Raw genomic sequence first — 26,538 nt, 5'->3', positions numbered from 1 at the left:
TCATAAACCGCAAAGACGGGTTTGGAAGTCAGCAATGAACAAAGTCAAAAGAATTGAAATTCTCGAACGATTAAGAGAAAACAATCCTAATCCTCAAACGGAGCTCAATTGGAGCACTCCGTTTGAACTCCTTATCGCCGTACTACTTTCTGCGCAAGCGACAGACGTAAGTGTGAACAAAGCAACAGATAAACTCTACCCAGTTGCCAACACACCGCAGGGCATTCTTGATTTGGGCGTCGATGGTTTAAAGGAATACATCAAAACCATCGGTCTGTTTAACTCAAAAGCCGAAAACACCATTAAGACTTGTAAGATCCTGCTCGAAAAACACAACGGTGAAGTGCCAGAAGATCGCGCAGCGCTTGAAGCGTTACCCGGTGTGGGTCGTAAAACAGCTAACGTTGTACTGAACACCGCATTCGGTTGGCCAACAATTGCGGTAGATACACATATCTATCGTGTTTCGAACCGTACAAAGTTTGCGATGGGCAAAACTGTCGACGATGTGGAAGAAAAACTTCTTAAAGTGGTGCCAAAAGAGTTTAAGCTTGATGTACACCATTGGCTGATCCTTCATGGTCGCTACACCTGTGTTGCACGAAAGCCGCGTTGTGGTAGTTGTATCATCGAAGACCTGTGTGAATTCAAAGATAAAGTGTATCCAGACGAATAACCCTGTCTGAAACAATCGCTAGGAGCAAAAAAATGTCAAACGGTCGAATTCTTCACACCATGCTGCGCGTGGGTGACTTAGACAAATCTATCAAGTTCTACACTGAAGTAATGGGCATGCAATTGCTTCGTACCAATGAAAATAAAGAGTACGAATACACCCTTGCATTTCTTGGCTACGGAGATGAGTCTCAAGGAGCTGTCATTGAACTAACGTACAACTGGGGCACAACTGAGTATGACCTAGGCTCTGCATTTGGTCACATTGCGATCGGTGTAGACAATATTTACTCAACGTGTGACGCGATCAAAGCGGCAGGTGGGAACGTAACTCGTGAGCCGGGTCCAGTTAAAGGCGGTACAACCCACATCGCTTTTGTCAAAGACCCCGATGGTTACATGGTAGAACTGATTCAAAATAAACAAGCTTCGGCAGGTTTAGAAGGTTAATCCCTTTCTCTATTGAAACATGTTATGTTGTTGCAGGCAGGTCTGAGACCTGCCTGTTGTTTATAAACAAATTGCTTTACTTGATAATAGTTATCGTTTAGATTTGTCAGCAACATCGATATGTGGGATAACGATAATGATCAGTGAATGGGAAAAACACACACTTCTAGCCGATACAGCACTTCAACTAGATGACCCTGTTCGCAGCATTCTTCATTACCAGCAAGCCCTTAGCCTGAGTGAAGATATTAGCGAATGCGTGGAAATAGAAGCCGATGAGAGACTATTGATTTCGGTGATTTCATGCCACAACCTAGCTCAGTTTTGGCGTTGGGCAGGTGATACAGAGTACGAGCTCAAATACCTTCAGTTAGCGTCTGAAAAAGTACTGACACTGATCCCTCAGTGTCCAAACAAAGATTGCGCAAGCTTTATTGATTCAATTGGATGCTGTACAAAAGCCTTGATTGACTTTATGAAACGCCATCCAAATCCAACGATTGCCAAACAAGTTGAGAAGATTGATACCGCGACGAATTGTGAGATTATCGCCAAGTTCCGACTCAACTAATTTTCGGCAATAAGCCAATACGATTAACAATAGTATTCAAACAACGTCAAATAGCGACAAAAACGCCAGATTTTATTCTCTGGCGTTTTTTATTGTGTCAAATGTCAGATTAAACCTGAGTTCGCCCAAGTGAAATCACTACGCGACGGTTTTTATCTTTGCCAATTGGTGAGCCATTGTCTGCGATCGGGCGACGCTTACCATAACCTTGGACCTGAATCCGATCACCAGATAAACCAAGAGACTCAAAGTAAGTACGCAGCGATTCAGCACGTCGCTCCGATAAGCTTTGACTTGCGCTCTTACCGTCAGTTGAATCGGTGTAGGTCGCCACCAGCACCAAATCGATATCTTGATTGTGACGCACATAATCTGCGATTTGCGATAAGCGTTTCTTCGATGCTTTGGTGAGCTGATCCCCTTGGCGTTCATAATGAAGGATCGTAAACGCAATATCCTCGAAGCTGTACTTCAACAAGTTAGAAATACAGTCACTAAACGCGTTGTATTTGTTCTGAAATAGTACCGATGACAACGCCACTTCAATACGCTGATCCCGACTCTGCCAATCTTGGTAGCTAAACGTTGGGTAACGTCCCTTTTCTAACTCAGAAAGAATGCCCCAAGCGGTTTGCCCACCAACATAACCATCAAACTGTTTGAAGAACTTGAGGTTAGTAATGCGATCAGCATGCTCGCCGGGACGCCATGGAGGAGGCATAGAAATCAAACTGACATTACGTGTTTCACCCATAGGTCGACGCATCTTCAGCTCAAAATCCAAGTTTATCTTTTTACTCGCACGAGACGAAAATACCGCATCACCAAACCCAGGGATAGGATGCACAAGCTGGCACTCCAATGGCGTATTTATCACCATCTCCCACTGTGATTGTTGCGGTGTGGCGACATAACGCTTGCCCATCGACGCAAAACTGTTTGCGCTAAGCAAAGACATCACGATACCACTGGTTACTAGCCATTTATTCATCTAGGTACATCTCTCAAACGGCAGTCTATTGCCGCTTACTTGAATCAATTGAAAACATGCAGAACAATGCAAAAATCCCGCCAACATGGAATTTACAAGTGGTTATAAGGAGTTAACGCTCACTTTGGCAAGTGCATATACCCAAGTAACATCGAGATGCTTGCTTCAGCGAGAATGACTTGGGTATAAAATGGTAAATAACATCACGAGAATAACAGGTGACCAGCTCCCTTGTTTTTGGTTATAACCCTCACTGGTTAATGGGGAATAGAATTCTACATTTCTCCCAAATTGCGGTTTTTCTCATCGGTAGAATCTGCAATAATGCAGCCTTCGTCACACAAATATAAGCCAACATGACAATAGAAAATGAAGCTCTAACCCTGAAAAAGCGTTTTCGTGGTTATTTTCCAGTGGTAGTAGACGTTGAGACCGCAGGTTTCAATGCTCAAACTGATGCACTTTTAGAAATCTGCGCCGTCACCCTAAGTATGGATGAAAATGGCGATCTGCATCCTGCCTCAACCATTCATTTTCATATCGAACCTTTCGAAGGCGCGAACTTAGAAAAAGAAGCGCTGGAGTTTAATGGCATTCGTGACCCATTCAGCCCTCTTCGCGGTGCAGTTTCCGAACAAGAAGCACTTAAAGAAATCTACAAACTGATTCGCAAAGAACAAAAAGCAGCAGACTGTTCGCGTGCCATCATGGTTGCACACAACGCCGCTTTCGACTTAGGTTTTGTTAATGCAGCGAATGAACGCTGTAAACTTAAAAGAGTCCCTTTCCATCCATTTGCCACTTTTGATACCGCAACATTAAGTGGGCTTGCTTATGGTCAAACTGTTCTCGCTAAAGCATGTAAAGCAGCAGGGATGGAATTCGACAATCGTGAGGCACACTCAGCCCTCTACGATACACAACAAACTGCAGAGTTATTCTGTGGCATCGTCAACAAATGGAAGGCCCTAGGCGGTTGGCCGCTTGTAGACGAAGAATAATAAGTAAACACAACATATTAGGAAAAGTATGAATCCTGTCGTTATATCTGTGTGCGTCATGCTCGTGTTAGCATTGATGCGCGTGAACGTGGTGGTTGCCCTCACGTTTAGTGCCATCGTTGGTGGCCTTGTTGCAGGCATGAGCCTTGGGGATACCGTTGCTGCATTTGAAAGCGGTCTGGGTGGCGGTGCGACTATCGCGCTAAGCTACGCAATGCTTGGTACTTTCGCTGTTGCAATTTCTCGTTCTGGCATCACTGACCTTTTGGCAAAAAGCGTTATCAAACGCCTAAATGGTAAAGAGAGCTCTGCGTCGACTACGGGTCTAAAATACGCAGTATTGGTTGCTCTTGTACTTGTTACCATGTCATCTCAAAACGTGATTCCGGTACATATCGCCTTCATTCCAATTTTGATTCCACCTCTTTTGGGCGTATTCGCTAAGCTGAAGCTGGATCGTCGTTTGGTTGCTTGTGTGCTTACCTTTGGTTTGATCACGCCATACATGGTTCTACCAATAGGTTTTGGTGGCATCTTCCTAAACAACATCCTATTGAAGAACTTACATGACAATGGTCTAACAGATGTCGTGGCAAGCCAAGTTCCAACGGCAATGCTGTTGCCGGGCGCGGGTATGTTGTTTGGTCTTCTAACTGCAATCTTCTTTAGCTACCGTAAGCCTCGTGAATACAAAGAAACTGAACTGACCGTTGTTCAAGAATCTGAAGAGAAGCTAAACAAAAAACATATTGTGGTTGCAGGCTTAGGTATTCTTGCTGCGCTAAGCGTACAGCTATACACGGGCTCAATGATCATCGGTGCACTAGCTGGCTTCATGGTGTTCACTTTCGGTGGTGTTATCGCATGGAAAGAGACGCACGACGTGTTCACTAAAGGTGTACACATGATGGCAATGATTGGCTTCATCATGATTGCGGCGGCAGGTTTCGCTGCAGTAATGAAGCAAACCGGCGGCGTTGAGACGCTTGTACAATCGCTATCAACCAGCATCGGTGACAACAAGCCTCTTGCAGCACTATTAATGCTGATCGTTGGTCTGTTGGTAACAATGGGTATCGGCTCATCGTTCTCTACGATTCCAATCCTTGCAACTATCTATGTGCCGCTTTCACTAGCATTTGGTTTCTCACCGATGGCGACAATCGCACTAGTAGGTACAGCAGCAGCACTAGGTGATGCAGGCTCTCCGGCTTCTGATTCAACGTTAGGTCCAACATCGGGTCTAAACGCAGATGGTCAGCACGAGCACATCTGGGAAACCGTAGTGCCGACATTTATCCACTACAACATCCCTTTGATCATCTTCGGTTGGATTGCTGCAATGGTGCTGTAGTCGCATCATTTAAATGGATACAATTCGTTACGAAAAAGCCGCTCATTGAGCGGCTTTTTGTTATTTGGGCTTTGAAAACCAGTTTCAGTTTACTGCGCTGGCATGTTGTCGATGATGCGCTCGCGGATAAGCTTCAACGTATTTTCTGTCGACAAATAGTCCACTTCAATCGGGAAGTAAGCGTCGTTAATTTGCAGTACCAAACTCGGGTAAGAACTAACACCCAAGCTCTTTGCAAGACTGAGTTGGTCTTGGAAAACACCTTCCAGCAAAGTGCCATCCATATCATTCTTAAACTGTTGGACGTTTAAGCCAATCTCTCTTGCGAGTTGCAGATGGGTTGCTTCTTCATGAGGAGGCATCGCACGTAAATAGTAAGCGTGCTGAATCGCTTCCAGCATTTGCTCATAAGAGTCTTGGAAACCTGCAGCGATAACTGCACGGCAAGATTGGTAAGTACTACGTACTGGTGTACACAACGTCCAGAAATCGTAGTTAAACTTGGTACCAAGCTGACTTTCGATTTGCTTCCAAATCTGTTCAATCTTTTGCTGCATTTCCGGAGGCATCGGCAGATTAGTATCTGGCGCAAGCCCACCCATAACATACTCAAACTGAATCACACCTGGCAGTTGCTGCTTCAATTTTTCGATGGTTGGTTTGTAGCCCCAACACCAGCTGCACATTGGATCATGTACGTAGTAAAGCTTCAAGTTCATTCCACTAACCTAAAAAAGAAAAAGGAGCCAATGCGGCTCCTTTGTATTCTATCGCCAAATGTGAGTATTTACGAATTACTCAGCGTCACCTTCAACGCGTGCCGCAGCTTCTTTGATAAGAGGCTGAAGTTCACCTTTTTGGAACATTTCCAAAATGATGTCACAACCACCGATCAGCTCACCTTCAACCCACAGTTGTGGGAATGTAGGCCATTGAGCGTATTTTGGTAGCTCAGCGCGGATATCTGGGTTTTGTAGAATGTCTACGTAAGCGAACTTCTCACCACATGCCATTAGAGCTTGTGCTGCTTGAGAAGAGAAACCACAGCTAGGTAGTTTCGGTGATCCTTTCATGTACAGCAGGATTGCGTTTTCAGAGATCTGCTGTTTGATTTTATCGATAGTTTCCATCGCTTCCTCATTCATGGACGTGAACTTTAATTATTGCCACATTCTACTCAATAAACACAGAATAAAAACCATATAATTAGTAAGTCTTTGCCCCTTTCCTCTTAAAATATTTTCATATCGGGGTTTTAATAAAGTAAAAACTTGCTAAAATACTTTTCAAGTCAGTCGTAACGACTACATATAAATAAAAACACTGGAAGCAATCGAAAGGTAACCCTTTCATATCTATGGAGAATCGAGCAATGGCATTTGAACTACCAGCTCTTCCTTACGCGAAAGACGCACTAGAACCACACATCTCTGCAGAGACTCTAGATTTCCACCACGGTAAGCACCACAACACTTACGTTGTTAAGCTAAACGGTCTTATCCCTGGTACTGAGTTCGAAGGCAAAACACTAGAAGAGATCATCAAGACTTCTACTGGTGGCGTATTTAACAACGCAGCACAGATCTGGAACCACACGTTCTACTGGCACTGCCTAGCGCCAAACGCGGGCGGCGAGCCAACTGGTGCAGTTGCTGATGCAATCAACGCTGCATTCGGTTCTTTCGAAGAATTCAAAGCGAAGTTCACTGACGCAGCAATCAACAACTTTGGTTCTTCATGGACTTGGTTAGTTAAGAAAGCTGACGGTTCTCTAGAAATCGTTAACACTTCTAACGCTGCTACACCTCTAACAGAAGAAGGTACGACTCCACTTCTAACTGTTGACCTGTGGGAACACGCGTACTACATCGATTACCGCAACGTACGTCCTGATTACATGAACGGCTTCTGGGCGCTTGTAAACTGGGATTTCGTAGCTGAGAACCTAGCGAAGTAATTAACTTCCCCCTAAGTTCAATTTAGTCATATTCAAAAAGCTCGCATTGTTGCGGGCTTTTTTATTACATCTCCAACCGATTTCTTCAATTAATCCCCTCTTTTTCCTAAAGTTCTTCTCTCCGTTGCCGCTAAAAATGCATCAAGCGAGGAACATCATGCAAATCCATACTTTAGACAAAGCAGCAATCATCAACGAACTTCAGTTCGGTAATGGTATTAACCATGCCGTACACGAAGGTCGTCGCGCTGATTTCTCGTTGATTCTGTCTATGTTTTCTAACGATGTCCGCGATGTGGTTCCGGTTGAAGAAGTCCAAGAAGTGATCACCAGTGATGACATTCTTCGTCAACAATTCGGTTTATCTCAACCTCAGTCTCTACGTTCTGATAGCAGTAGCTATGAACTCGCAGCAGAACAAGCGAAACAGTTTCATGATGCTGGCTTGCCTTCGGCAAAACTGAGCCACTACCTAAAGCCTGATGCACTCACTTACCTTCCTGAAGACACATTTAATCTACCAGAAGAGGTTTATCACAACCTTTCAGGTCACGAGCGCCGCAGCTTAGGTGAGCGCAACAAAACCCTTATTCCCGATGCAGGTTTGTACAATCAACTAGTGACGGCTCAACGTCATTACCAAATCCAAACTCAAGCATAACGTTTCACTTTTCCGCCAAGCGCTTACATTCCAAGCACGTCAGAAATGTGACGCCTTACAAATTCCTAAACAATAATTGTCGCGCAAAAGCGTTAGTTTGAGCCTTTTCACACTGAGCTCAAATAAATTCATCCATGCTGATAGCACAAACCACTGATGTATTGTTTAACACAAGAAATTACAGTGAAGGTGCTATGGATATTAAAGACTCAATCATTCTCGTCACATCTGCAGGCTCTGTATTGGGCAGAACTTGCTCCAACCACTTTGCCCATCTTGGGGCAACGTTGGTACTTTGTGATCAGAACCCTAGTGCCTTGAAGGCAAGCTACGAGCAAATCAGTGCGTTTTCCGACAGGGTATATGCGATGAATGTGTGCAATGACAACACGACATCCATCAACTTATTGTTCGACCAAATAGAGTCGCAATTAGGTGCGACTCCCGATGTAATCGTAAACTGCTGGACTAGCTCACCAATGCCAAGCTTAATGGCTCCAGAGCCAATGAGTACCTACATTGACCACCTTTCTTCTGCGGCTCGCTTTCTCTATACCTATGGGCAAGTCAGTGCTGAACGATTTCGTTCGAGAGAGAAGAAAGGCGTGATCGTTAACGTTATCTCACATGACAACCATGAAGATCTCACTGGAGTAGAGAGCATGGCAGCACTGGTGTCTGGCTTTACTCACAGCTGGGCAAAAGAGCTGACCCCTTTCAATATTCGTGTGGGTGGCGTCATCCCATCCGTAAACCATACCAGCGAAGATCTAGACGAGCGACATTGGGCTCAGATCCAAGATGAGTTGGTAAGAAATACCGCCTACATTGTCGCAAATGAGTACTTTAGCGGACGCGTCGTCACGACCGAAGTCTAAGTAAACCTTCCTACCTAAATCCGCCACCTAACAGAGCCGTTGGTAATGTAAAGAACAAAAAAAGCCCCAGTCTTTCGACTGGGGCTTTGAGTTTTCCCGATTGTAAGTTTCGTGCTAGCGAAAACCTACTTCATAACTAACGTCGTACTTATGCGTTAGCTTTTTCTTTCTTAGCTTTTGGTGCTGCTTCTTTCGCTACTTGGTCTGCTTTCTTCTTGATAACAGTTGTACCTTCGAAAGTTTCGCCTTCAACGAATGCTTTACCGTAGTAAGAAGCCATTAGAACTTCTTTTAGCTCAGTGATTAGAGGGTAACGAGGGTTAGCACCTGTACACTGGTCATCGAACGCTTCAACAGCTAGTTCGTCTAGTTTCGCTACGAAGTCAGCTTCAGAAACACCTGCAGCTTGGATAGACATTGGGATGTCTAGGTCGCCTTTCAGCTCGTCCAACCATGCTAGTAGACGTTCAATCTTCTGAGCAGTACGGTCACCTTCTTGGCTTAGGCCTAGGTGGTCAGCAACCTCAGCGTAACGACGACGTGCTTGTGGACGGTCGTATTGAGAGAACGCAGTTTGTTTAGTTGGGTTGTCGTTCGCGTTGTAACGTACAACGTTCGAGATTAGTAGTGCGTTCGCTAGACCGTGAGGTAGGTGGAACTCAGCACCAATCTTGTGCGCCATTGAGTGACAAACACCTAGGAATGCGTTAGCAAACGCGATACCAGCGATCGTTGCCGCGTTGTGTACTTTCTCACGAGCGATTGGGTCGTTTGCACCGTTCGCGTAGCTTGAAGGTAGGTACTCTTTAAGCATCTTAAGCGCTTGTAGAGCTTGACCATCTGAGTACTCGTTCGCAAGAACAGATACGTAAGCTTCTAGAGCGTGAGTTACTGCATCGTAACCACCGAATGCTGTTAGAGACTTAGGCATGTTCATTACTAGGTTAGCATCAACGATAGCCATGTTTGGCGTGATTTCGTAGTCAGCTAGTGGGTACTTAGCACCTGTCTTGTCGTCTGTAACAACAGCGAATGGAGTAACTTCTGAACCAGTACCTGAAGTTGTAGTGATACATACAAGCTCAGCTTTCTTACCCATTTTAGGGAACTTGTAGATACGTTTACGGATGTCCATAAAGCGCATTGCTAGTTCAGCGAAGTGAGTTTCTGGGTGCTCGTACATTACCCACATGATCTTCGCAGCATCCATTGGTGAACCACCACCTAGAGCTAGGATTACGTCAGGTTGGAAGCTCTTCATTGCTTCTGCACCTTTCTCAACAACAGATAGTGTTGGATCCGCTTCTACGTCGAAGAATGTTTGAACTTCGATGCCTTGCTCTTTAAGCAGTTTAACTACTTCATCAGCGTAACCGTTGTTGAATAGGAAACGGTCAGTTACTAGGAATGCGCGTTTCTTACCTTCTAGGTCGCTCATTGCGATTGGAAGGCTACCACGACGGAAGTAGATAGACTTAGGTAGTTTGTGCCACAACATGTTTTCAGCTCGCTTAGCTACAGTTTTCTTGTTGATAAGGTGCTTAGGACCTACGTTCTCAGAGATAGAGTTACCACCCCAAGAACCACAACCTAGAGTTAGAGAAGGTGCTACGTTGAAGTTGTAAAGGTCACCGATACCACCGTGAGTAGTCGGGATGTTTACAAGGATACGTGCAGTCTTCATCTTGTCACCGAAGTAACGGATGCGGTCTGCGTTTACGTCTTGGTTAGTGTAAAGACCAGATGTGTGACCGATACCACCGATTTCAACCATTGTTACCGCTTGAGCAACTGCATCTTCGAAGTTGTCAGCACGGAATAGACCTAGAGTTGGAGATAGTTTCTCGTGAGCGAACTCATCATCGTAAGAAACTTTACCTAGACCTTCACCTACAAGAACTTTTGTGTCAGCAGGAACTTTAACGCCAGCCATTTCAGCGATTGCTGGAGCAGGTTGACCTACGATTTTCGCGTTTAGTGCGCCGTCGATAAGAAGTACTTTACGTACTTTATCAGCGTCAGCTTTAGATAGAACGTGAGCTTTATGAGAAGCGAAACGCTCTTTCACTTCGTCGTAAACTTCGCTAACTACGATTGCAGCTTGCTCAGAAGCACATACTACGCCGTTATCGAAAGTTTTAGACATTAGGATAGAAGCAACAGCACGTTTGATGTCAGCTGTTTCATCGATAACTACAGGAACGTTACCTGCACCTACACCGATAGCTGGCTTACCAGAAGAGTAAGCTGCTTTAACCATGCCTGGACCACCAGTTGCAAGGATAAGAGCGATACCGTCGTGCTTCATAAGAGCGTTAGAAAGCTCTACAGATGGTTGGTCGATCCAACCGATGATGTCTTTTGGTGCACCAGCTGCTACTGCTGCATCTAGAACTAGTTTCGCCGCATCGTTAGTTGAGTTCTTCGCACGTGGGTGTGGCGAGAAGATGATGCCGTTACGAGTTTTTAGAGAGATTAGAGATTTGAAGATAGCAGTAGAAGTCGGGTTAGTCGTTGGAACGATACCACAGATGATACCTACAGGCTCAGCGATAGTCATTGTGCCTAGGTTGTCATCTTCTTCTAAGATGCCACATGTTTTTTCGTCTTTGTATTTGTTGTAGATAAATTCTGAAGCGAAGTGGTTTTTGATTACCTTATCTTCAACAATACCCATTCCAGATTCAGCAACTGCTTGTTGTGCTAGTGGGATACGAGCATGGTTAGCTGCAAGAGAAGCTGCGCGGAAGATTGCATCTACTTTCTCTTGAGAAAATGTTGCGAACTCTTCTTGTGCTGCTTTAACGCGTGCTACTAGAGCATCTAGTTCAGCTAAGTTAGTTACAGGCATGGTGGATCTCCTAAAATAATAAATATTAAAAACTTTTTAGTAAGGTTATTGTCTTTCGTTTTTACTGTTTATCAGCGACTTAACTAACAACCATCTTAGTAAATTGCTTTCAGGGCTGAGTATAATATTTCAGAGTGTGAAAAAAATTGACTTGGATCAGTTCTCACAACTGAAATACCCCCAAAGTAGTGGTTTACCACAACAAAACAACATAAACCATTGATAAACAAATAAATTAAACTTCATTTTTTATTGGACAAAAAAGAAGCAAACGAACTAAAAACTAAAAGAAATAACAACAATCTGTAAAAAAGTTTCATTTTTAGCCAACAAAATTACATGTGGACCCTAATTTTTGTGCTACTGAGAGTATATCGAATACGTCTTATCTCTCTACAAACCACCTTTCTTTTTGTGAAAAATGTGCGAATGTTAACGTTTGTGTAAATCAGTATGCTCTCTCACCAATTTTCTACGTAACAATTCGTTTCCAGATTGAATACATTTTCTTCAATAATTAGTTTTTCTCACAAATACTAGCCCAAATACGTTAGTTTTTTTCATTTCTTCCTACCGCACTTTTGCCTTACATTACCGCCTAAAATTACCCCCTCTCTTTTTCACTATTGTGAACGTTTACGAGTAAGCAACATGCAGACTTTAGAGTTAGCTATTTTCCTACAGTTTTTCTTAGGTTTGGTCGCAGCAGTGAACCCTGTTGGTATCATGCCTGTGTTCGTATCACTAACCGGTCATATGACACCAGAAGAGAAAAATAAGACCGCCACGACAGCCAACGTTGCCGTTGCGATTATTTTGATCATTTCTCTTTTTGCTGGTCAGTTGTTGTTGGATATGTTCAGTATTTCTCTGGACTCTTTCCGTGTTGCGGGCGGTTTACTACTTCTGAGTATCGCGTTCTCGATGATGAGCGGTAAACTGGGTGAAGATAAGCAAAATAAACAAGAGAAGTCGGAATACGTAAGCCGCGAACAAATAGGTGTAGTACCGCTAGCGATGCCTTTGATGGCAGGTCCAGGTGCAATCAGCTCAACCATTGTTTATGGCGCACGTTACCCAAGTGCACTCGACACGGTTGGTATTAGCGTTACGATCATGCTGTTTTGTTTTTGCTCTTGGTTGTTGTTCCGCTCTGCGCCTTTGATCGTTCGTTTCCTTGGTCAAACAGGCATCAACGTGATTACCCGTATTATGGGTCTAATCTTGGGCGCTCTTGGTATTGAGTTTATTGCTAACGGTTTAAGAAACCTATTCCCTGGTTTAGCCTAAATTTCATAACTTCTGGTATGATGTTGCAATCCGTTTCATTTTAACGCTGACAGTGCAACATCATGCCTCGCAAGTCTTTCAAGCATCATTTATACGTCATTATTTTCGGTACTCATACACGTGCTGGGCGTGCCTTCGATATCGCACTGATTATTGCGATCATTACTTCTCTCGTGGTTTTGATTCTAGAATCACTGCCATCGGTAATGACTGAATGGTCGCGAGAACTGCGTTACATCGAATACACCTTCACAGCCCTATTCACTATTGAGTATTTATTAAGACTGTACTGCTCTCCAAAACCTAAGTCTTATGCCACCAGCTTTTATGGTGTAGTTGATCTGTTAGCGATTCTGCCGACCTATTTAGCGATCTTCTTCCCTGGTGCTTCGTTTATGGGTGTAGTGCGATTACTACGTGTCATGCGTATCTTCCGCATCTTGAAATTGGTGCGCTACCTACAAGATTCCAACATATTGCTACGCTCTCTATTGATGGCGCGTCGTAAGATTCTTATCTTCTTTAGCACCGTAGGTATTCTGGTCACCATTTTCGGCGCACTGATTTTCGTTATTGAAGGTCCGCACAACGGCTTTACGAGTATTCCTAAAAGCATCTACTGGGCGATCGTAACGATTACCACTGTTGGGTATGGCGACATGGTGCCGCAAACTCACCTTGGGAAAGCCATCGCATCATTAACTATGCTGCTCGGTTATTCGATACTTGCGGTCCCAACCGGCATTATCACTGCAGAACTCAGTAATGAGATGAATGCGCACAAACAATTAGTAAAGTGCCCGAATTGTAATCGCTCTGGTCATGATTCAGATGCGATGCACTGTAAGCATTGTGGCAGTGAACTAGCAGATCCTGATAATCGCGTCGTGAGTGCGGACGAGGAAGAATAGAACAGGAATCGGCTTTCGATGCCTAAAGTGGAGCGCTCCCGAGTCTCAGGGCGTAATGCCTCCAACAAGAGATTCCCGACTGCGCTCCTTCGTCGCTTTCGGGAATGACGCGGCGTTAGTTTGGAGAACAATATCTCTCACTCTAAAGAACGAGGGTGCCAGCCCCTCTATTTGTCTCTCTTAATAAAGAACTTTCGCAAAGTACAGCCCGTTCCGTACTCCAGACTTACGATCAAAAAAGCCGATGAATTCACATCGGCTTTTATATAGCTTTTAGCTCTCACGCAAAAAACATTCCCGCAGGACGAAGCCCGTTCTTGGTTTAGCAACCATCAGTGAAGACTTCAACCTTGTAATCATCACCCTCTTCCATTGCAGTAGTGTATTTTACATAGCAGTTACTTGCTTTGATTGAGTCTCGGTCATAAGCTTTCACCCACTTTGATTGTGTGATAACTCGATAGTTTGGATTGGCTGGAGTTTTACCAGCATTGAATGCATCCCAGACCCATTCACCATCACCGTTTTTGTAGTTCATCTCAGCCGTCATAAACTGCTCTAGACCACCATTTTCTACAATTGGATAACCAAATTGGACGCTACCTGCACCATCAACATGGTACGCCGGAAGCTTTTCTTGTCCTTCAATAGCTGATTTACCGAAAGCAAGTTCCGCAGCGTTGTGCACAGAGGCTGCCATGCCCTGAATTGAAGAGACCCGAGCGTCATGCTGTAAGTTTAAAAAGCGCGGTGCAGCAACGACTGCAAGAATGCCTAAAATAACAATGACAACAACGAGTTCAATAAGGGTGAAACCTTTAGATGTTTGCTTCATAACAGCACTCCGATTTGTAAGACGCAGCAAAGCTAAAGGTCAAAAGTCAATTTTTTGTCACGTGAATATCAAAAAAGCACCCAGTTGGGCGCTTTCAAAATAGACATCTCAAAGTTGAGACAAGCTACGCTTTCTCAGCAAGAATGATGCGTAGAGTACGGCGTAATGGCTCTGCTGCACCCCATAATAGCTGGTCACCGACAGTGAACGCATTTAGGAAGTCATCGCCCATTGCCATCTTACGTAGACGACCAACAGGGATTGACAGGGTACCTGTTACTTTCGCAGGCGTAAGTTCTTGAGCCGTGATGTCGCGGTCATTCGGAATCACTTTTACCCAGTCGTTGTGCGTTGCGATGATTTCTTCGATTTCATCCATTGGCACATTTTGCTTAAGCTTGATAGTCAGTGCTTGAGAGTGACTACGCATTGCACCGATACGAACACACGTACCATCAATTGGCACTGGTGCATCTTGGAAACCAAGGATCTTGTTCGCTTCTACACCCGCTTTCCACTCTTCTTTACTTTGACCGTTGTCGCGCTTGACGTCGATCCAAGGAATCAAAGAGCCGGCTAGTGGCACACCAAACTTATCGGTTGGGAATGAAGAACTGCGCATGGTGTCGGCAACTTTTTTATCGATATCGAGAATTGAACTCGCTGGATTTGCTAGTTCAGAGCTTACTGAGTCGTTGATTACGCCCATCTGAGAAATCAGCTCACGCATGTTTTGCGCACCTGCACCAGATGCCGCCTGGTACGTCATCGCACTCGTCCACTCGACAAGACCTTTCTCAAACAGACCGCCAAGACCCATAAGCATCAAGCTAACGGTACAGTTACCACCAACAAACGTGTTTGTACCACCGTGAATACCTTGTTGAATTTGTTTCAGGTTAACAGGGTCCAGCGTAATGATAGAGTCGTCGACCATACGAAGTGTCGAAGCAGCATCGATCCAGTAACCTTTCCAGCCAGCTTGACGAAGCGCTGGATAAACTTTCTCCGTATAACCACCACCTTGACACGTAATCACTGCATCAAGTTGTTTTAAACTGTCAATATCGAACGCATCTTGAAGTAAACCAGCTTCTTTACCTAAGTTTGGAGCTGGGATACCTATTTGAGACGTACTGTAGAAAACTGGCTCGATCAAATCGAAATCTTTCTCTTCAACCATACGTTGCATTAGGACTGAACCCACCATGCCGCGCCAACCAACTAAACCTACTCTCATCGCACTAACTCTCCATGTATATTTTTGAAACTTTCTCCATAGTTCAATTTTCGACACAAAATCTCAAGCCCTAATTTGCAAATAAACACAACTTTTTTAACGTTTACCGCGAATTTTTATAATCCAAGGTATTTTCTTCTCTTTTCTTATCGGTTCAGCACTAAAACCTACCGAGAAAACTGCCAACACTGTGCTACATGGTCTTACCACTCCGTGAGAAAACAACATTTGCAGCACATATTTTTTACATCACAAAACATTTCAAACTATTAAACTTAAAGTTTTTTAGTTATTAATTTCACAAGCAAACGTTTTATCGGATGAAAGTCAAGATAAAGCACCAAATGTTCGAAATATAATTTTTGTTAATGTATGTTATGCGCGATTAAAACAGGGAGCGGCCTTCCTCTATTGCTCCATGAACGACAGAGGCACATATGAAGCAAGTTACAACACGTCTTCCTAGTCTGATACAGGTATTTATCTCACTAGGTTTGTTTCTTCTTTTGGCATTTTCATTTACTGCCAAATTAGACCTTCCAATCCAGCTTGCGCTGTACATTGGTTGGTTCATTATCATGTTATTGGGTCTAAGATTAGGTCACCAATACAAAGACCTTGAAAAAGCAGCACTAAACGGGATTTCTAATGGTTTAGGTGCCGTGCTGATCCTTCTTGCTGTAGGTGCATTAGTCGGTACTTGGATCTCTGGTGGTATCGTACCAACCATCATCTACTACGGCTTAAAAGCCATTCACCCTTCTATCTTCTTGTTAGCGACAATGATCATCTGTTCTTTGACTGCGTTAGCAACAGGCACTTCTTGGGGTGCGGCAGGTACTGCTGGTATTGCCATGATGGGAATTGGTCAAGGTCTTGGGGTTCCAGCACCAATTACAGCTGGCGCGGTTTTATCAGGTTGTTACTTTGGCGACAAAATGTCTCCACTTTCTGATTCCGTGATTCTTGCTTCTTCAATGTCAAACGTAGAAGTCGTAGAGCACATCAAAGGGATGCTGCCTATTGCCCTGATCAGTTACATCATTACGGGTATTATGTTTACTGCATTTGGCTTCCACTTCGCAGGTAAAGTGGATATGAGCCAAGTTGACTCAGTAATTCAGGCTATGGAACAACAATTTTTCATTACGCCTTATTCTTTTGTTCCAGTCATTATCGTATTGGCTCTACTCGCTATGCGCATGCCTTCTTTCCCTGTGATCAGCTTCGGTTCACTACTAGGTATTATCTGGGCAGTAATGATTCAGGATGTAGACTTCCTAACGGCATTCAATACCGCTTGGGCACCATTTGCAATTTCTTCAGGTGTGGACTTCATTGACTCGATTCTAAACCGAGGCGGTATGTCTTCTATGCTAGGTTCTGTTGCAGTTATCGTATTTGGTCTTGGTTTTGGTGGCTTGCTAGATAAGGTGGGCGTGCTTGAGACAATTGCGAAACTGTTCGAGCGACGTGTTCAAAGTGCGGGTTCTCTGGCGACAAGCACCATTGGTACAGCTTTCATGGGTAACGTATTCGGCTCGGCGATGTACGTATCACTGATTCTGACACCAAAAATCTGTGCGAAAAACTACGATCGCCTTGGCTACAAACGTAAAAACCTATCTCGTAACGCCGAGTTCGGCGGTACGTTAACGTCAGGTATGGTGCCTTGGAGTGATAACGGCATCTACATGGCGAGTATTCTGGGTGTGGCAACATTGTCTTACGCGCCATTCATGTGGTTGAGCTTCGTGTGTATTATCGTCACTATCTTCACGTCGTACATGGGTTGGTTTGTCGACAAATGCGAACCAACAGCACCAGCAACAGAAGAACAAGCAGAAGGTGAACTAAAGCAGCAAACGGCTTAAATAGTTCTAACTTTCAATAGAATAGAAAAAGGACCGACGATTCGGTCCTTTTTTATGTTTGTCGTTTGGCTAAGCTCTGGCTAATCAGGCAGATTTGGTACCTGCTCTTACCGCTGAACGTTTACCTAAGGCATAGCCCAAAACAAGAGGAGCAAAGAAGATCACTAGGATGAACAAAATGAAGTAGATGATGGTGCTCTTCACCAGTTCGATCAGTTTATCCATTGCAAGGTTCACAACCTCTTGTGAAACGTGGTCGAGGTCTTGCGCAAACTTCTCTCTTTCGTTTGTAATAATTTGAGCAATCTCTTGGCGTTCTCTCGCCACCATTTTTTCTAGTGCTTGTCGCTCTTCACTCAACTGAACCAAGCGCTCTTCTGTTTTCTGGTCGATATCTTCAACAAGTGGCTGCAACTGCACTGCCATTTGCTGTGCCAAGTTACGCATATACTCTGGGTTATTATCGATAAAGTCTTTCAACGACTCAGAAGTAACCTTCAAGCTGTTTAGCGCTGCATTTACTTGTTCGATACTTGCTGAGCTATTGAGTGCGAGCAACTGCGCTTTCCACGTCATGATTTTTGGTGTTTGTTCAGACACTAAGCTCAAACGATCAGACACATCACCGATAGCCTCAGGCATCGTACCCAATGTCGTTACAGCTTCTTCCTCACTGATCTGATTCGCTTGTAACCAACCTCGATAAGCTGGTGTACGGATCATACTCAAATCCGCGAATGGGTATTTCTCAACAAAGTCAGCCACAAACACTTTGGTTTTCGAGTACACGTCTTTTTTCAACAAAGATTGTGCAAGCTTATCGACTTCCTTGGCTAAGTGAGCAGACACTTGTTGTGCTTCCCCGGTAGTGAATAGATCTTTCCCTGCACCGACACTGAAGAACTGGTCCATTTGGTGAGTAAATACCCACGTGTCAATCAGAGCCGCCATTGGCGAGACTTGGTAAGCGGCAGCTTGAAGCCCTTCTTCCGCATTGATTTTCCAAAGTAAAATATAAGATTGGTTTACTTTATCGTTAGGCTCGTAGTTGTCTTGGAGCACATCGGCAGCTTGCTCTACTTGAGCAAAGAACTGCTGAGCGTATTCACGCGTCATAATGCGCATGTTTAGCTCTTGTTTGGTGAGCGGTACAGTTTGACTATCGATTTTTACTTCTAAGAGAGAGCATCCCGAAAGGCTTAAAACCAGACAGGCTATCAACCAAGAAGACAGTCGGCGGATGAACATGAAATTACCTATGATCAAATGGTGTAGGACAGGAACAGTGACGAACCAAAGCATAAGGTTCGCAAGCGCCCCTTAATACCTGAATCTCTACTATTTTAAGTCAGAGGAATATCAATCTGTTAGCACTTCTCGAATGTTTTCACTATTAAGAACTGCCTCAGCAAAAAGTGTCGTTTTCTGCAGGGTATCTTCCAACATATCCAGCTTGCCTTTAACGACTTCCTGACCTTGTTTAATTAAAGATTCGATATCCCCAGATATATAGTGTAGAGGCATCGCTCCAATGCTGCCTGACACTCCCTTCAAGCTATGGGCGATACGCTGAGCGTGTTCTTCATCCTTACCCTCGGCTATCAATGTTCTTAGCTTCGTACCATCTTCAGAATGATCTTGTATGAAAACCTCTAACAACATACGCACAGACTCTTCATCACCAGAGAGCGAATCAAGCATTTTCTCTATATCGATATAAGGCTCATCCGTCTCCACGCTCACACTGGCGGCTAAAGAAGATGCATCGTCATTCTCTTCTTCTAGAGGTGTGGTTGGTTTTACCACATCCACAGGCATGCGCTCCTCACCACTTGGCTCGGTAACTTGCTTCTCTGTCGGCAAAATCACTTCAGGTGGGTTCGGCTTCATTGGTGTATCCGTTTTTTCACAAGGTTGAATTGGAGCATCTAAGACTGGAGTTTCCTTGTAGAACAAAGCCCAAGAAACCACCGCGAGTAAGGAACCACTTACTAACACTAAAAAGGAGATGTAAAACATCAGCTTTTGTTCAAGAGAGCTAATGACAGAGGCAAACTGATTAGAAAATTCAGGGTTAAGCAATTGGTTAGCGAGGTGGCTGCCTTGAGCATGAGCGGCAAGCACATTTGACGTTTGAGCCAATCGACGTTGGAACGCCCCTTGCTCTTTTTGCTCTAGCTTTTGTGACTCGGTAAAAAGCGAATCAAGCTCTTGGTAAGTATCTGAGCTTGTCGCTGCATCGCTAAACATGGCTTCTAAGACCAAAGCACCTAAGCGATAGTACATGGTTCTCAGTTGCTCAGAGTTACTGGCTGACTCTCGGCTATTATGGAGTTGGTCAGCCAGCGCGACTAGCTCACTATCGCTACCGATAAATGTTCTCGCGCCTTCAAGAAAGCGATCAGTTGAATAAAGCAGTTGCGTTAAGTCCGGACCACCCCAGCGGTCAGAGTACTCGCTCTGCAATTGCAAACGAACTGCATAAACAAGCTGAAGTTTGAGAGAGACTTGGTCAACGTGCTGAGCACGATAAGGCAGCTCAAAGTTAAAGATATGACGCACTTCATCAACCTTGCTGCTGAGTTCATCAACGGTTGAAATCGTACGTATGGTTTGTTGAGCTTGCAGCCAAATACCCACAGCAAAGGCACACCATACCGCAAACAAAAACCAGATTGCTTGTTTTATTCCCTCTTTGAATTGCAGCAACGCCCATTCCTCAATTATCTCTATTAATAACAAGCATATACCATGAATTGCGCTTTTAGTGTGCACACTTCACATAAAAAAAGAGAGCACAATGCTCTCTTCTTTCAATTAATTACGGCTCAACTGATCTTTCAAGTTTGGCGGTGTGCCTTTAATCGTAAGCGTGTCTGTCTCTGGATCGTAGAAAATACGCTCACCCAGCAACAGGCTATCAAAGCTAATATTTAAGCCGCCACCAGCACCAACGTACTTAGTTAGTTTACGCACTGTAGAACGGTCGCCTGGGAATGACTCTTCCAACTCGTAACCTTGCTCTTTGGTGAAATCCATAAAGCTAGTACCATCTTGGCTAGGAGGAAGCTCACCAGACAGTTCAGAGATTTGCACCTCGTCGCCTGATTTAATTTGCTCGTTACAGTAATTGTAAACCTGCTTTTTGTATTCGTTCGCTTCTTGCTTTTCTAACTTAGAATCGGCACAGAAATCTTCCACCGCCTGCATCAGCACTTGGTTTTGCTGTTTAGTGTCTAAACCAACATCCGCTTGCAAGAAATCCAAGAAGAAGTCTGCCACTTTACGACCTACGCGACCTTTGATGTAAGAAAGGTAACGGTTTGAATCACGATCAGTGTCATAACTCGATAGATCGATGCGTGCCGCGATGTCCATCTTAGTGATGTCTAAATAATCCGTAGCATCGATATCTAAGCCTTCTGTCACTTTTAGGCTTTGGTTCATTGGTAAGATACCAATAAATAAATAATCCGTAGCCAAGCTCTGATACTCAGCAAAGACTAAGATACCTTCGTCAGCAAATGGGTACTTGATCAACTCTTCTTTCAAGCGATTTGCACTAATTTGTGAGAAATCATAAAAATCTCTCTCTCCTTTGCGCATTTCTTGAAGCCAAAACTGAAATTCGCTGTCTGATTGGAAAGAGCCGAAGCCTTTTCCTGCTTTAGAATGGAATACGCGATGCAGTTCCGCGACAAGGTTTTCTGTTGAGGTATCGTTTTCTAACGACGCCGGGCGAAGTTTAACAACCAGTTCGTCCTGATCGTTTTTGCACAATTGATGCAGAATAACGTTTGAAAGATGAAGGCTCATAGTGATTTTATCTTGCTACAAGGTTTAAGTTGTTGGGCATTGTAGGTTATCATAAGCCGCTTTTACTATCATTATTAGAGTCTTTATGCCGATTACATCTAAATATACTGACGAACAAGTAGAGAAAATTCTTGCTGAAGTGGGTGCTGTTCTTGAAAAACACGCTGCTTCTCCTGAGTTGACGCTAATGATTGCCGGAAATATCGCAACCAATGTCTTAAATCAACAAGTTGCTGCTTCACAACGCAAAGTTATTGCTGAAAAATTTGCTCAGGCACTGATGTCTTCTCTTGAAGCGCCAAAATCACACTAAAAACGGATAATAGAACAAGTACATGGTAGACAGCGGAAACTCATACGGCGAACGCGTATCCCGACTAGTAGGTTGGGGGCATTGGTTTGCATTCTTCAACATCGTCGCTTCGATGTTGATAGGTACACGCTATATCGTTCAATCGCCTTGGCCAGAAACCCTGATGGGTCAATTCTATTTGGCGGTTTCGTGGGTGGGGCATTTTGGCTTTCTTGTTTTTGCTCTGTACTTATTGGTTCTATTTCCGCTGACGTTTGTCCTGCCATCTAGGAAACTCTTCCGTTTGGTGGCAGTGATATTTGCTACGGTTGGTCAAACCGTGCTGCTGATTGATACTCAAGCGTATCAATCAATTAATCTGCACCTAAACCCTGTGGTTTGGGAGTTGTTGTTTAGCGAAGACAAAAGCGCACTCAGCTCAGATCTCCAACATTTATTTGTTGTGATGCCGCTGATCTTCCTTGTTCAACTCGCTTTATCTGAATGGGTATGGCGTAAACAGCGCAAACTTTCTCATAAACACGTTGGTCGACCATTGGCTGCCGTGTTCTTCTTAAGCTTCATCGCAAGCCATTTGGTTTATATCTGGGCTGATGCTTACTTCTACAATCCTATTACCAGCCAACGCTCTAACTTCCCACTGTCATACCCTATGACAGCGAAGAGCTTTATGGAAAAACACGGTCTTCTTGACCGCGAAGAGTACCTAAAACGCTTAGCTGAGAACCAAGGTAATATTGATTTAGTAAGCTACCCACTAGAGAAGCTAGAATTCAATCGTCGTGTTAACAAGTTAAACGTGCTGATGATCAGCGTGAACAACTTACGTGCCGACGCATTGAACCAAGACGAAATGCCGAGCTTGTACCAGTTCGCACAAGACAATCAAAACTTTGTTAATCATTACAGTTCGAGCAATGATACATACGGTGCATTTGGGTTGTTCTATGGTTTACCGAGTAGCTACGCAAGTAGCATCAAAGCTCAAGGTAGCGCACCAGTTATGCTAGATGTACTGAAAGATCAGGGTTATAGCTTTGGTTTATTCAGTGGCAATGGCTTTGAAGAAGACTTGTATTCTGAAGTTATCTTCCGCGGCTTAAACTTGGCAAACTCACTCGATGGAAGCCAAGCTCATACCGATCCACAATCTATTTCTGCTTGGAACACATGGCTGACAGAGCAAGCCCAGCAGCCTTGGTTTAGCTTCATTGAAGTGACAACCGTTGATAACTTCGAATCAGAAACGATGGCAGCAAATGAAGAGCTCCCTGCTAGCGAGCGGTTCAAGCAAGCTTACGAGCAAGCGGTAAAATCGGCTGATAAAACAGTTGCGAAGATCATCGCAGACCTAGAAGAAAAGCAACTGCTTGCAAACACGATTGTGGTTATTACCTCAAACCATGGTAGCGAGTTCAACGAAACCAATACCAACAGTTGGGGCGCAAACAGCAACTACAGCAAATATCAACTGCAAGTGCCTATGGTTATCCATTGGCCAGGTATGCTACCAGCGGAATTTACCCACAGTACAAGCCACTTAGACTTGTCAGTGACACTGTTGCAAGACATGCTGGGCGTATCTTCAAACCCATACGATTACAGCAGCGGGCGTAATCTGTTTGATGAAAGTCGCCGTCGTTGGATCTTAGCCGGCGATACACGTGAAATCGCACTGATCACCGGCTCTCAAACAACCGTTATCGATAAGTTTGGTAACTACAAGCTGTACGATGACAATTACAAGCGTTTGCGCGAAACATCGCCTAAACTGCCTGTTCTAATGCAAGGTTTGACAGAGCTTCAACGCTTCTATTCTAAAAGCAATTAATTGAACAAAAGCTCTCCACCCGGAGAGCTTTTTTGATTCTTTTCTCCACAAACAACACAAAATCGTGCACTAAACGTCCAAACGATTCATTTTAGGGTTTACAAGATTTTCAAAGCCTTATATTATGCGCCTCAACAACGGAGAGATGGCTGAGTGGTTGAAAGCACCGGTCTTGAAAACCGGCATACGTTAATAGCGTATCTAGGGTTCAAATCCCTATCTCTCCGCCACATTTAGAAAGCCCGTTGAGAAATCAGCGGGCTTTCGTCGTTTTAGCGTTTGGAAAATTACGGGATTTCTAAATCCCTAGTTGAGCGCCCCCCCGGACTAGGCGTCCCCGCACTCAGCCACATTTAAAAAGCTCGTCGAGAAATCAACGAGCTTTTATCGTTTTAGCGCTCGGAGAATTACGGGGTTTCTAAATCCCTAGTTGAGTACAACCTCGATACGTAGCCACTCTTAGAAATGTTCGTTGCGATGCGAATCAAAAAGAGTGCCACTACTCCAAACATTTATCACTCCTCAACTGATAAGAAAAAAGCCCACAACCTGAAGTGTAGGTGCACCTTGAGAGTGACTTACATTTATTATTAGGCGAATTATAAGGTGTTTATAACTGTTGCTAAGGTTACAGCTAGCCTAATATTTATCTCGGCAAATGACAGGACTCTCTTTCTGGCATGTGCTAAATCCATCTATTTGTTGCTTAGACAACGTCAAAGGCTAGGAAAATAAAAAGGGAAAGGATTCCCATCTTAACATCCCAATCAAGTGTAAAACCCGTTAATTATTGATGTCGTCTTCATCGCATTCCCGCGACTTGGTTAACCCTTCTTGATTTTGCTTTTCATGCAAAGCTTCGATTAACTTTTTATCAACTTCTGCAAAATATAGGTCTTCGATTGCTTTCTCCCGCAAACGCAGCTTTTCCGTAAAATCCATACGCTGCCGCCTCTTTTTTGACAATACTCACCTTAAGTATAGGTCTTAGGCTTGCCACAATAAAAAAGGTGAGACATCAGTGCCTCACCTTTCACAATCATTGGTTCTACTATCGTGGTTTATATACACTTTCTGCGGCATTGATAAGCTGCATGTGAATGGGTACTAAATCTGAGTGATTACTTCGATACCCACCACCAACAACAGCGGCAACAGGAATCCCTTTATCTTTCATCAGCTGCATTATGAAACGGTCTCGTTCATATATCCCTTGCGTAGATACGTCAAAATAACCAAGTTCATCGTCGGTATGTATATCTACACCCGCATCATAGATAACCATATCCGGGCGGTGCAGGTTGAGCGCCATTTCAATCACTTCTTTAAACGTCATTAAGAAAGTATCGTCACTGGTTCCTCGGCTCAACGGAACGTCGAGATCTGAATCCGGTTTCCTCGCGGGAAAGTTCTTATCACAATGGAAAGACAGGGTGATGATATCAAGCTCGTCTGCACATAAAGTTGCAGTACCATCACCGTGGTGCACATCGCTATCAATAATAAGCACTTTGTCTACGTGCTCTGTCTCCAGCATGTGTTTTGCCGCGATCACCAAATCATTGAATAGACAAAAACCACTTCCAAAATCTTTATGCGCATGATGGTAGCCACCGCTAAGGTGAATCGCGACACCGTGCTCTAATGCCTTTTCTGCAGTCAAAACGGTGCCCGCTGTCGACATAAGCGTCCGCGAGACTAAGGTCTCACTCCAAGGAAATCCTATTCGACGCATTTTAGCTGCTGGCATATCGCCACTAACAAGCAAATCCACATACTCCTCACTATGAACCAGCTTGATCTCATCCACGTTAAGCGGTTGAGGTTGGGAAAATTCGATATGTTGTCCCCAATCTTGTTGAACCAACTTGTCCTTCACTGCTTGATAAAGGTATTGGTACTTCATAATTGGATAACGGTGACCTTCCGGCAGTTCCAGTTGTGAGTAGATGGGATGATAGATCAGTGGCAACATGAGACATTCTTTTCAACAATCATTGTGAAATAGTACCAACTCCAAGAGTTGATTAAAAAGGAAATTAATTGATAATGATTTTCAATATCAATTAATTTCCTTTCATTATGAACAAAACGTTATATACGATCCTTGGCGCTTTCTTTGGCTCTTTTTGCGCGATATCGCTTTTCATGTCAATGATGGTTGGAGCTTGGTGGCTGGTTGATTTTATTGCTCTGAGCTAACACAATGATCTTACTTCTATATCACCTAATTGAATCACACAGATAGGCACACCCATGAGTCAGACAGTCTTTATCACCGGAGCAAATCGCGGCATAGGCTTGAGCCTAACAACACTGTATTTACAACAAGGTGCTCACGTACATGCGACCAGTCGCAATCTAGCAGAAAGCAAAGATCTGCAAGCGTTAGCATCAAACTATGACACGTTAACTTTGCATGAGTTAGACGTCACCAATTACGACGATGTTACTGAGTTAGCTAACCAACTCCCTGCTATCGATCTGCTGATCAACAATGCTGGGTATTACGGGCCGAAAGGTTATGGTTTTGGGAATACAGACGCTGATGAATGGCGTCAAGTATTCGAGATAAATACGATCGCGCCCTTAAAGCTTGTCGAGAGCTTCTATCCTGTAATGAAAAAAGGGACAACTAAGAAGATCGCATGTATCTCTTCTAAAGTTGGCAGCATGACAGAAAATACCTCTGGAGGAGGTTACATCTATCGCTCTTCTAAAGCTGCACTAAACTCAGTAGTAAAAAGCTTAAGTAATGATTTAACAGGAGAAGGTTTTACCGTACTCGCCCTACACCCTGGCTGGGTACAAACAGCAATGGGCGGACCAAACGCCCTTATCGATACTCAAACCTCCGCAGCAGGTCTTGCAAAAGTAATAGAGCAAAGCTCGCAGGAAAACTCTGGTCAGTTCATCAACTACGACGGAACCATGCTTCCTTGGTAATCTTTCGCAATCAATAGCTTAAAGTTGGGTCACGACAATCTAATCGTGTCGTGATCTTTCTATCCCCCCTTCTTTATCTCATCACTTTACTTG

General features: G+C 44.0%; 25 protein-coding genes and 1 tRNA gene. 15 read left to right on the top strand and 11 right to left on the bottom strand.

Annotated features, from left to right (window positions below):
• Positions 1 to 34 precede the first annotated feature (34 nt).
• The 3 genes from nth to QMY49_RS03165 all read left to right on the top strand — a co-directional run bounded on the left by nth (position 35) and on the right by QMY49_RS03165 (position 1,696).
• Positions 35 to 676, top strand: a complete 642-nt coding sequence (gene nth, locus QMY49_RS03175) for an endonuclease III (protein WP_005444675.1) — start codon at positions 35 to 37, stop codon at positions 674 to 676.
• 32 nt (positions 677 to 708) lie between these two features.
• Positions 709 to 1,125, top strand: coding sequence for a lactoylglutathione lyase (gloA, locus tag QMY49_RS03170; protein WP_239910732.1), 417 nt, complete (start codon positions 709 to 711; stop codon positions 1,123 to 1,125).
• A 136-nt stretch (positions 1,126 to 1,261) separates the two neighbouring features.
• The gene (locus QMY49_RS03165) at positions 1,262 to 1,696 is read left to right on the top strand and encodes a DUF2753 domain-containing protein (RefSeq protein ID WP_005444671.1); all 435 of its coding nucleotides are present in this window, start codon (positions 1,262 to 1,264) and stop codon (positions 1,694 to 1,696) included.
• Between the two features lie 109 nt (positions 1,697 to 1,805).
• Here QMY49_RS03165 and motY read toward each other — a convergent pair whose 3' ends face one another.
• Positions 1,806 to 2,687, bottom strand: coding sequence for a flagellar protein MotY (gene motY, locus QMY49_RS03160; RefSeq protein WP_005444670.1), 882 nt, complete (start codon positions 2,685 to 2,687; stop codon positions 1,806 to 1,808).
• A gap of 356 nt (positions 2,688 to 3,043) precedes the next feature.
• Between motY and rnt the strand changes: the two genes are divergently transcribed.
• Both rnt and QMY49_RS03150 read left to right on the top strand, forming a co-directional pair.
• Positions 3,044 to 3,688 carry a ribonuclease T gene (rnt, locus tag QMY49_RS03155; RefSeq protein WP_009698519.1) on the top strand — a complete coding sequence of 215 codons (645 nt, stop codon included), beginning with the start codon at positions 3,044 to 3,046 and terminating at the stop codon, positions 3,686 to 3,688.
• Positions 3,689 to 3,716: 28 nt separating this feature from the next.
• Positions 3,717 to 5,042, top strand: coding sequence for a Na+/H+ antiporter family protein (locus QMY49_RS03150; protein ID WP_005444668.1), 1,326 nt, complete (start codon positions 3,717 to 3,719; stop codon positions 5,040 to 5,042).
• Positions 5,043 to 5,131: 89 nt separating this feature from the next.
• Here QMY49_RS03150 and QMY49_RS03145 read toward each other — a convergent pair whose 3' ends face one another.
• Both QMY49_RS03145 and QMY49_RS03140 read right to left on the bottom strand, forming a co-directional pair.
• Positions 5,132 to 5,761, bottom strand: coding sequence for a DsbA family protein (locus tag QMY49_RS03145; RefSeq protein WP_005444667.1), 630 nt, complete (start codon positions 5,759 to 5,761; stop codon positions 5,132 to 5,134).
• Between the two features lie 75 nt (positions 5,762 to 5,836).
• Entirely contained in the window at positions 5,837 to 6,172 is a 336-nt protein-coding gene (locus tag QMY49_RS03140) for a Grx4 family monothiol glutaredoxin (RefSeq protein ID WP_005444666.1), read from the bottom strand.
• A 242-nt stretch (positions 6,173 to 6,414) separates the two neighbouring features.
• Here QMY49_RS03140 and sodB point away from each other — a divergent pair, with 242 nt between their 5' ends.
• The 3 genes from sodB to QMY49_RS03125 all read left to right on the top strand — a co-directional run bounded on the left by sodB (position 6,415) and on the right by QMY49_RS03125 (position 8,538).
• On the top strand, positions 6,415 to 6,999 hold the full coding sequence (gene sodB / locus QMY49_RS03135; RefSeq protein ID WP_005444665.1) for a superoxide dismutase [Fe]: 585 nt from the start codon (positions 6,415 to 6,417) through the stop codon (positions 6,997 to 6,999).
• A 157-nt stretch (positions 7,000 to 7,156) separates the two neighbouring features.
• Positions 7,157 to 7,660 (top strand): VC2046/SO_2500 family protein, encoded by a 504-nt coding sequence (locus tag QMY49_RS03130; RefSeq protein WP_009698520.1) that lies wholly within the window; start codon positions 7,157 to 7,159, stop codon positions 7,658 to 7,660.
• A gap of 134 nt (positions 7,661 to 7,794) precedes the next feature.
• Positions 7,795 to 8,538 carry an SDR family oxidoreductase gene (locus QMY49_RS03125; RefSeq protein ID WP_017189356.1) on the top strand — a complete coding sequence of 248 codons (744 nt, stop codon included), beginning with the start codon at positions 7,795 to 7,797 and terminating at the stop codon, positions 8,536 to 8,538.
• 148 nt (positions 8,539 to 8,686) lie between these two features.
• On the opposite strand, the gene adhE is transcribed toward QMY49_RS03125, so the two are convergent.
• On the bottom strand, positions 8,687 to 11,389 hold the full coding sequence (gene adhE / locus QMY49_RS03120) for a bifunctional acetaldehyde-CoA/alcohol dehydrogenase (protein WP_005444662.1): 2,703 nt from the start codon (positions 11,387 to 11,389) through the stop codon (positions 8,687 to 8,689).
• 651 nt (positions 11,390 to 12,040) lie between these two features.
• On the opposite strand from adhE, the gene QMY49_RS03115 reads away from it, so the two are divergent.
• Positions 12,041 to 12,679 (top strand): YchE family NAAT transporter, encoded by a 639-nt coding sequence (locus QMY49_RS03115; RefSeq protein ID WP_005444661.1) that lies wholly within the window; start codon positions 12,041 to 12,043, stop codon positions 12,677 to 12,679.
• A gap of 62 nt (positions 12,680 to 12,741) precedes the next feature.
• Positions 12,742 to 13,590, top strand: coding sequence for an ion transporter (locus tag QMY49_RS03110; protein ID WP_005444660.1), 849 nt, complete (start codon positions 12,742 to 12,744; stop codon positions 13,588 to 13,590).
• A gap of 322 nt (positions 13,591 to 13,912) precedes the next feature.
• Here QMY49_RS03110 and QMY49_RS03105 read toward each other — a convergent pair whose 3' ends face one another.
• The gene (locus QMY49_RS03105) at positions 13,913 to 14,425 is read right to left on the bottom strand and encodes a type II secretion system protein (RefSeq protein ID WP_005444659.1); all 513 of its coding nucleotides are present in this window, start codon (positions 14,423 to 14,425) and stop codon (positions 13,913 to 13,915) included.
• A 124-nt stretch (positions 14,426 to 14,549) separates the two neighbouring features.
• The gene (gene asd, locus QMY49_RS03100; protein ID WP_009698522.1) at positions 14,550 to 15,665 is read right to left on the bottom strand and encodes an aspartate-semialdehyde dehydrogenase; all 1,116 of its coding nucleotides are present in this window, start codon (positions 15,663 to 15,665) and stop codon (positions 14,550 to 14,552) included.
• A gap of 437 nt (positions 15,666 to 16,102) precedes the next feature.
• Between asd and nhaC the strand changes: the two genes are divergently transcribed.
• Entirely contained in the window at positions 16,103 to 17,539 is a 1,437-nt protein-coding gene (nhaC, locus tag QMY49_RS03095) for a Na+/H+ antiporter NhaC (RefSeq protein ID WP_005444657.1), read from the top strand.
• A gap of 84 nt (positions 17,540 to 17,623) precedes the next feature.
• On the opposite strand, the gene QMY49_RS03090 is transcribed toward nhaC, so the two are convergent.
• From QMY49_RS03090 to yejK, 3 genes are all read right to left on the bottom strand, one after another.
• Entirely contained in the window at positions 17,624 to 18,787 is a 1,164-nt protein-coding gene (locus QMY49_RS03090; RefSeq protein ID WP_009698523.1) for a hypothetical protein, read from the bottom strand.
• 111 nt (positions 18,788 to 18,898) lie between these two features.
• Positions 18,899 to 20,248 carry an Hpt domain-containing protein gene (locus QMY49_RS03085; RefSeq protein WP_283312750.1) on the bottom strand — a complete coding sequence of 450 codons (1,350 nt, stop codon included), beginning with the start codon at positions 20,246 to 20,248 and terminating at the stop codon, positions 18,899 to 18,901.
• Between the two features lie 108 nt (positions 20,249 to 20,356).
• Positions 20,357 to 21,355, bottom strand: coding sequence for a nucleoid-associated protein YejK (yejK, locus tag QMY49_RS03080; RefSeq protein WP_005444652.1), 999 nt, complete (start codon positions 21,353 to 21,355; stop codon positions 20,357 to 20,359).
• Between the two features lie 85 nt (positions 21,356 to 21,440).
• Here yejK and QMY49_RS03075 point away from each other — a divergent pair, with 85 nt between their 5' ends.
• The 3 genes from QMY49_RS03075 to QMY49_RS03065 all read left to right on the top strand — a co-directional run bounded on the left by QMY49_RS03075 (position 21,441) and on the right by QMY49_RS03065 (position 23,729).
• Positions 21,441 to 21,668, top strand: a complete 228-nt coding sequence (locus QMY49_RS03075; RefSeq protein ID WP_005444651.1) for a YejL family protein — start codon at positions 21,441 to 21,443, stop codon at positions 21,666 to 21,668.
• A gap of 22 nt (positions 21,669 to 21,690) precedes the next feature.
• Entirely contained in the window at positions 21,691 to 23,499 is a 1,809-nt protein-coding gene (locus QMY49_RS03070) for a DUF3413 domain-containing protein (RefSeq protein WP_009698525.1), read from the top strand.
• A 139-nt stretch (positions 23,500 to 23,638) separates the two neighbouring features.
• Positions 23,639 to 23,729 (top strand) — tRNA-Ser (locus QMY49_RS03065).
• Positions 23,730 to 24,282: 553 nt separating this feature from the next.
• Here the strand turns inward: QMY49_RS03065 and QMY49_RS03060 are convergent.
• Positions 24,283 to 24,441 (bottom strand): hypothetical protein, encoded by a 159-nt coding sequence (locus QMY49_RS03060; RefSeq protein ID WP_005444649.1) that lies wholly within the window; start codon positions 24,439 to 24,441, stop codon positions 24,283 to 24,285.
• Between the two features lie 109 nt (positions 24,442 to 24,550).
• Positions 24,551 to 25,474, bottom strand: a complete 924-nt coding sequence (locus QMY49_RS03055; protein WP_069219112.1) for a histone deacetylase family protein — start codon at positions 25,472 to 25,474, stop codon at positions 24,551 to 24,553.
• Between the two features lie 281 nt (positions 25,475 to 25,755).
• Between QMY49_RS03055 and QMY49_RS03050 the strand changes: the two genes are divergently transcribed.
• The gene (locus tag QMY49_RS03050; RefSeq protein ID WP_283312747.1) at positions 25,756 to 26,445 is read left to right on the top strand and encodes an SDR family oxidoreductase; all 690 of its coding nucleotides are present in this window, start codon (positions 25,756 to 25,758) and stop codon (positions 26,443 to 26,445) included.
• Positions 26,446 to 26,538 lie beyond the last annotated feature (93 nt).

The sequence above is a fragment of the Vibrio harveyi genome (assembly GCF_030060435.1).
Classification (GTDB): Bacteria; Pseudomonadota; Gammaproteobacteria; order Enterobacterales; family Vibrionaceae; genus Vibrio; species Vibrio harveyi.
Note: the sequence above shows the minus strand (reverse complement) of the source record. Positions and strands in the feature narration are given on the sequence as shown.

What these genes read in the sequence shown, in the direction of transcription:
- QMY49_RS03145 (WP_005444667.1), bottom strand. Translation starts at nt 5,761, where the DNA reads ATGAACTTGAAGCTTTACTACGTACATGATCCAATGTGCAGCTGGTGT.
- adhE (WP_005444662.1), bottom strand. Translation starts at nt 11,389, where the DNA reads ATGCCTGTAACTAACTTAGCTGAACTAGATGCTCTAGTAGCACGCGTT.
- QMY49_RS03055 (WP_069219112.1), bottom strand. Translation starts at nt 25,474, where the DNA reads ATGTTGCCACTGATCTATCATCCCATCTACTCACAACTGGAACTGCCG.
- asd (WP_009698522.1), bottom strand. Translation starts at nt 15,665, where the DNA reads ATGAGAGTAGGTTTAGTTGGTTGGCGCGGCATGGTGGGTTCAGTCCTA.
- QMY49_RS03060 (WP_005444649.1), bottom strand. Translation starts at nt 24,441, where the DNA reads ATGGATTTTACGGAAAAGCTGCGTTTGCGGGAGAAAGCAATCGAAGAC.
- QMY49_RS03125 (WP_017189356.1), top strand. Translation starts at nt 7,795, where the DNA reads ATGCTGATAGCACAAACCACTGATGTATTGTTTAACACAAGAAATTAC.
- QMY49_RS03110 (WP_005444660.1), top strand. Translation starts at nt 12,742, where the DNA reads ATGCCTCGCAAGTCTTTCAAGCATCATTTATACGTCATTATTTTCGGT.
- QMY49_RS03090 (WP_009698523.1), bottom strand. Translation starts at nt 18,787, where the DNA reads ATGTTCATCCGCCGACTGTCTTCTTGGTTGATAGCCTGTCTGGTTTTA.
- QMY49_RS03105 (WP_005444659.1), bottom strand. Translation starts at nt 14,425, where the DNA reads ATGAAGCAAACATCTAAAGGTTTCACCCTTATTGAACTCGTTGTTGTC.
- yejK (WP_005444652.1), bottom strand. Translation starts at nt 21,355, where the DNA reads ATGAGCCTTCATCTTTCAAACGTTATTCTGCATCAATTGTGCAAAAAC.
- QMY49_RS03070 (WP_009698525.1), top strand. Translation starts at nt 21,691, where the DNA reads ATGGTAGACAGCGGAAACTCATACGGCGAACGCGTATCCCGACTAGTA.
- gloA (WP_239910732.1), top strand. Translation starts at nt 709, where the DNA reads ATGTCAAACGGTCGAATTCTTCACACCATGCTGCGCGTGGGTGACTTA.
- sodB (WP_005444665.1), top strand. Translation starts at nt 6,415, where the DNA reads ATGGCATTTGAACTACCAGCTCTTCCTTACGCGAAAGACGCACTAGAA.
- QMY49_RS03150 (WP_005444668.1), top strand. Translation starts at nt 3,717, where the DNA reads ATGAATCCTGTCGTTATATCTGTGTGCGTCATGCTCGTGTTAGCATTG.
- QMY49_RS03165 (WP_005444671.1), top strand. Translation starts at nt 1,262, where the DNA reads ATGATCAGTGAATGGGAAAAACACACACTTCTAGCCGATACAGCACTT.
- motY (WP_005444670.1), bottom strand. Translation starts at nt 2,687, where the DNA reads ATGAATAAATGGCTAGTAACCAGTGGTATCGTGATGTCTTTGCTTAGC.
- nth (WP_005444675.1), top strand. Translation starts at nt 35, where the DNA reads ATGAACAAAGTCAAAAGAATTGAAATTCTCGAACGATTAAGAGAAAAC.
- nhaC (WP_005444657.1), top strand. Translation starts at nt 16,103, where the DNA reads ATGAAGCAAGTTACAACACGTCTTCCTAGTCTGATACAGGTATTTATC.
- QMY49_RS03140 (WP_005444666.1), bottom strand. Translation starts at nt 6,172, where the DNA reads ATGGAAACTATCGATAAAATCAAACAGCAGATCTCTGAAAACGCAATC.
- QMY49_RS03130 (WP_009698520.1), top strand. Translation starts at nt 7,157, where the DNA reads ATGCAAATCCATACTTTAGACAAAGCAGCAATCATCAACGAACTTCAG.
- rnt (WP_009698519.1), top strand. Translation starts at nt 3,044, where the DNA reads ATGACAATAGAAAATGAAGCTCTAACCCTGAAAAAGCGTTTTCGTGGT.
- QMY49_RS03050 (WP_283312747.1), top strand. Translation starts at nt 25,756, where the DNA reads ATGAGTCAGACAGTCTTTATCACCGGAGCAAATCGCGGCATAGGCTTG.
- QMY49_RS03075 (WP_005444651.1), top strand. Translation starts at nt 21,441, where the DNA reads ATGCCGATTACATCTAAATATACTGACGAACAAGTAGAGAAAATTCTT.
- QMY49_RS03115 (WP_005444661.1), top strand. Translation starts at nt 12,041, where the DNA reads ATGCAGACTTTAGAGTTAGCTATTTTCCTACAGTTTTTCTTAGGTTTG.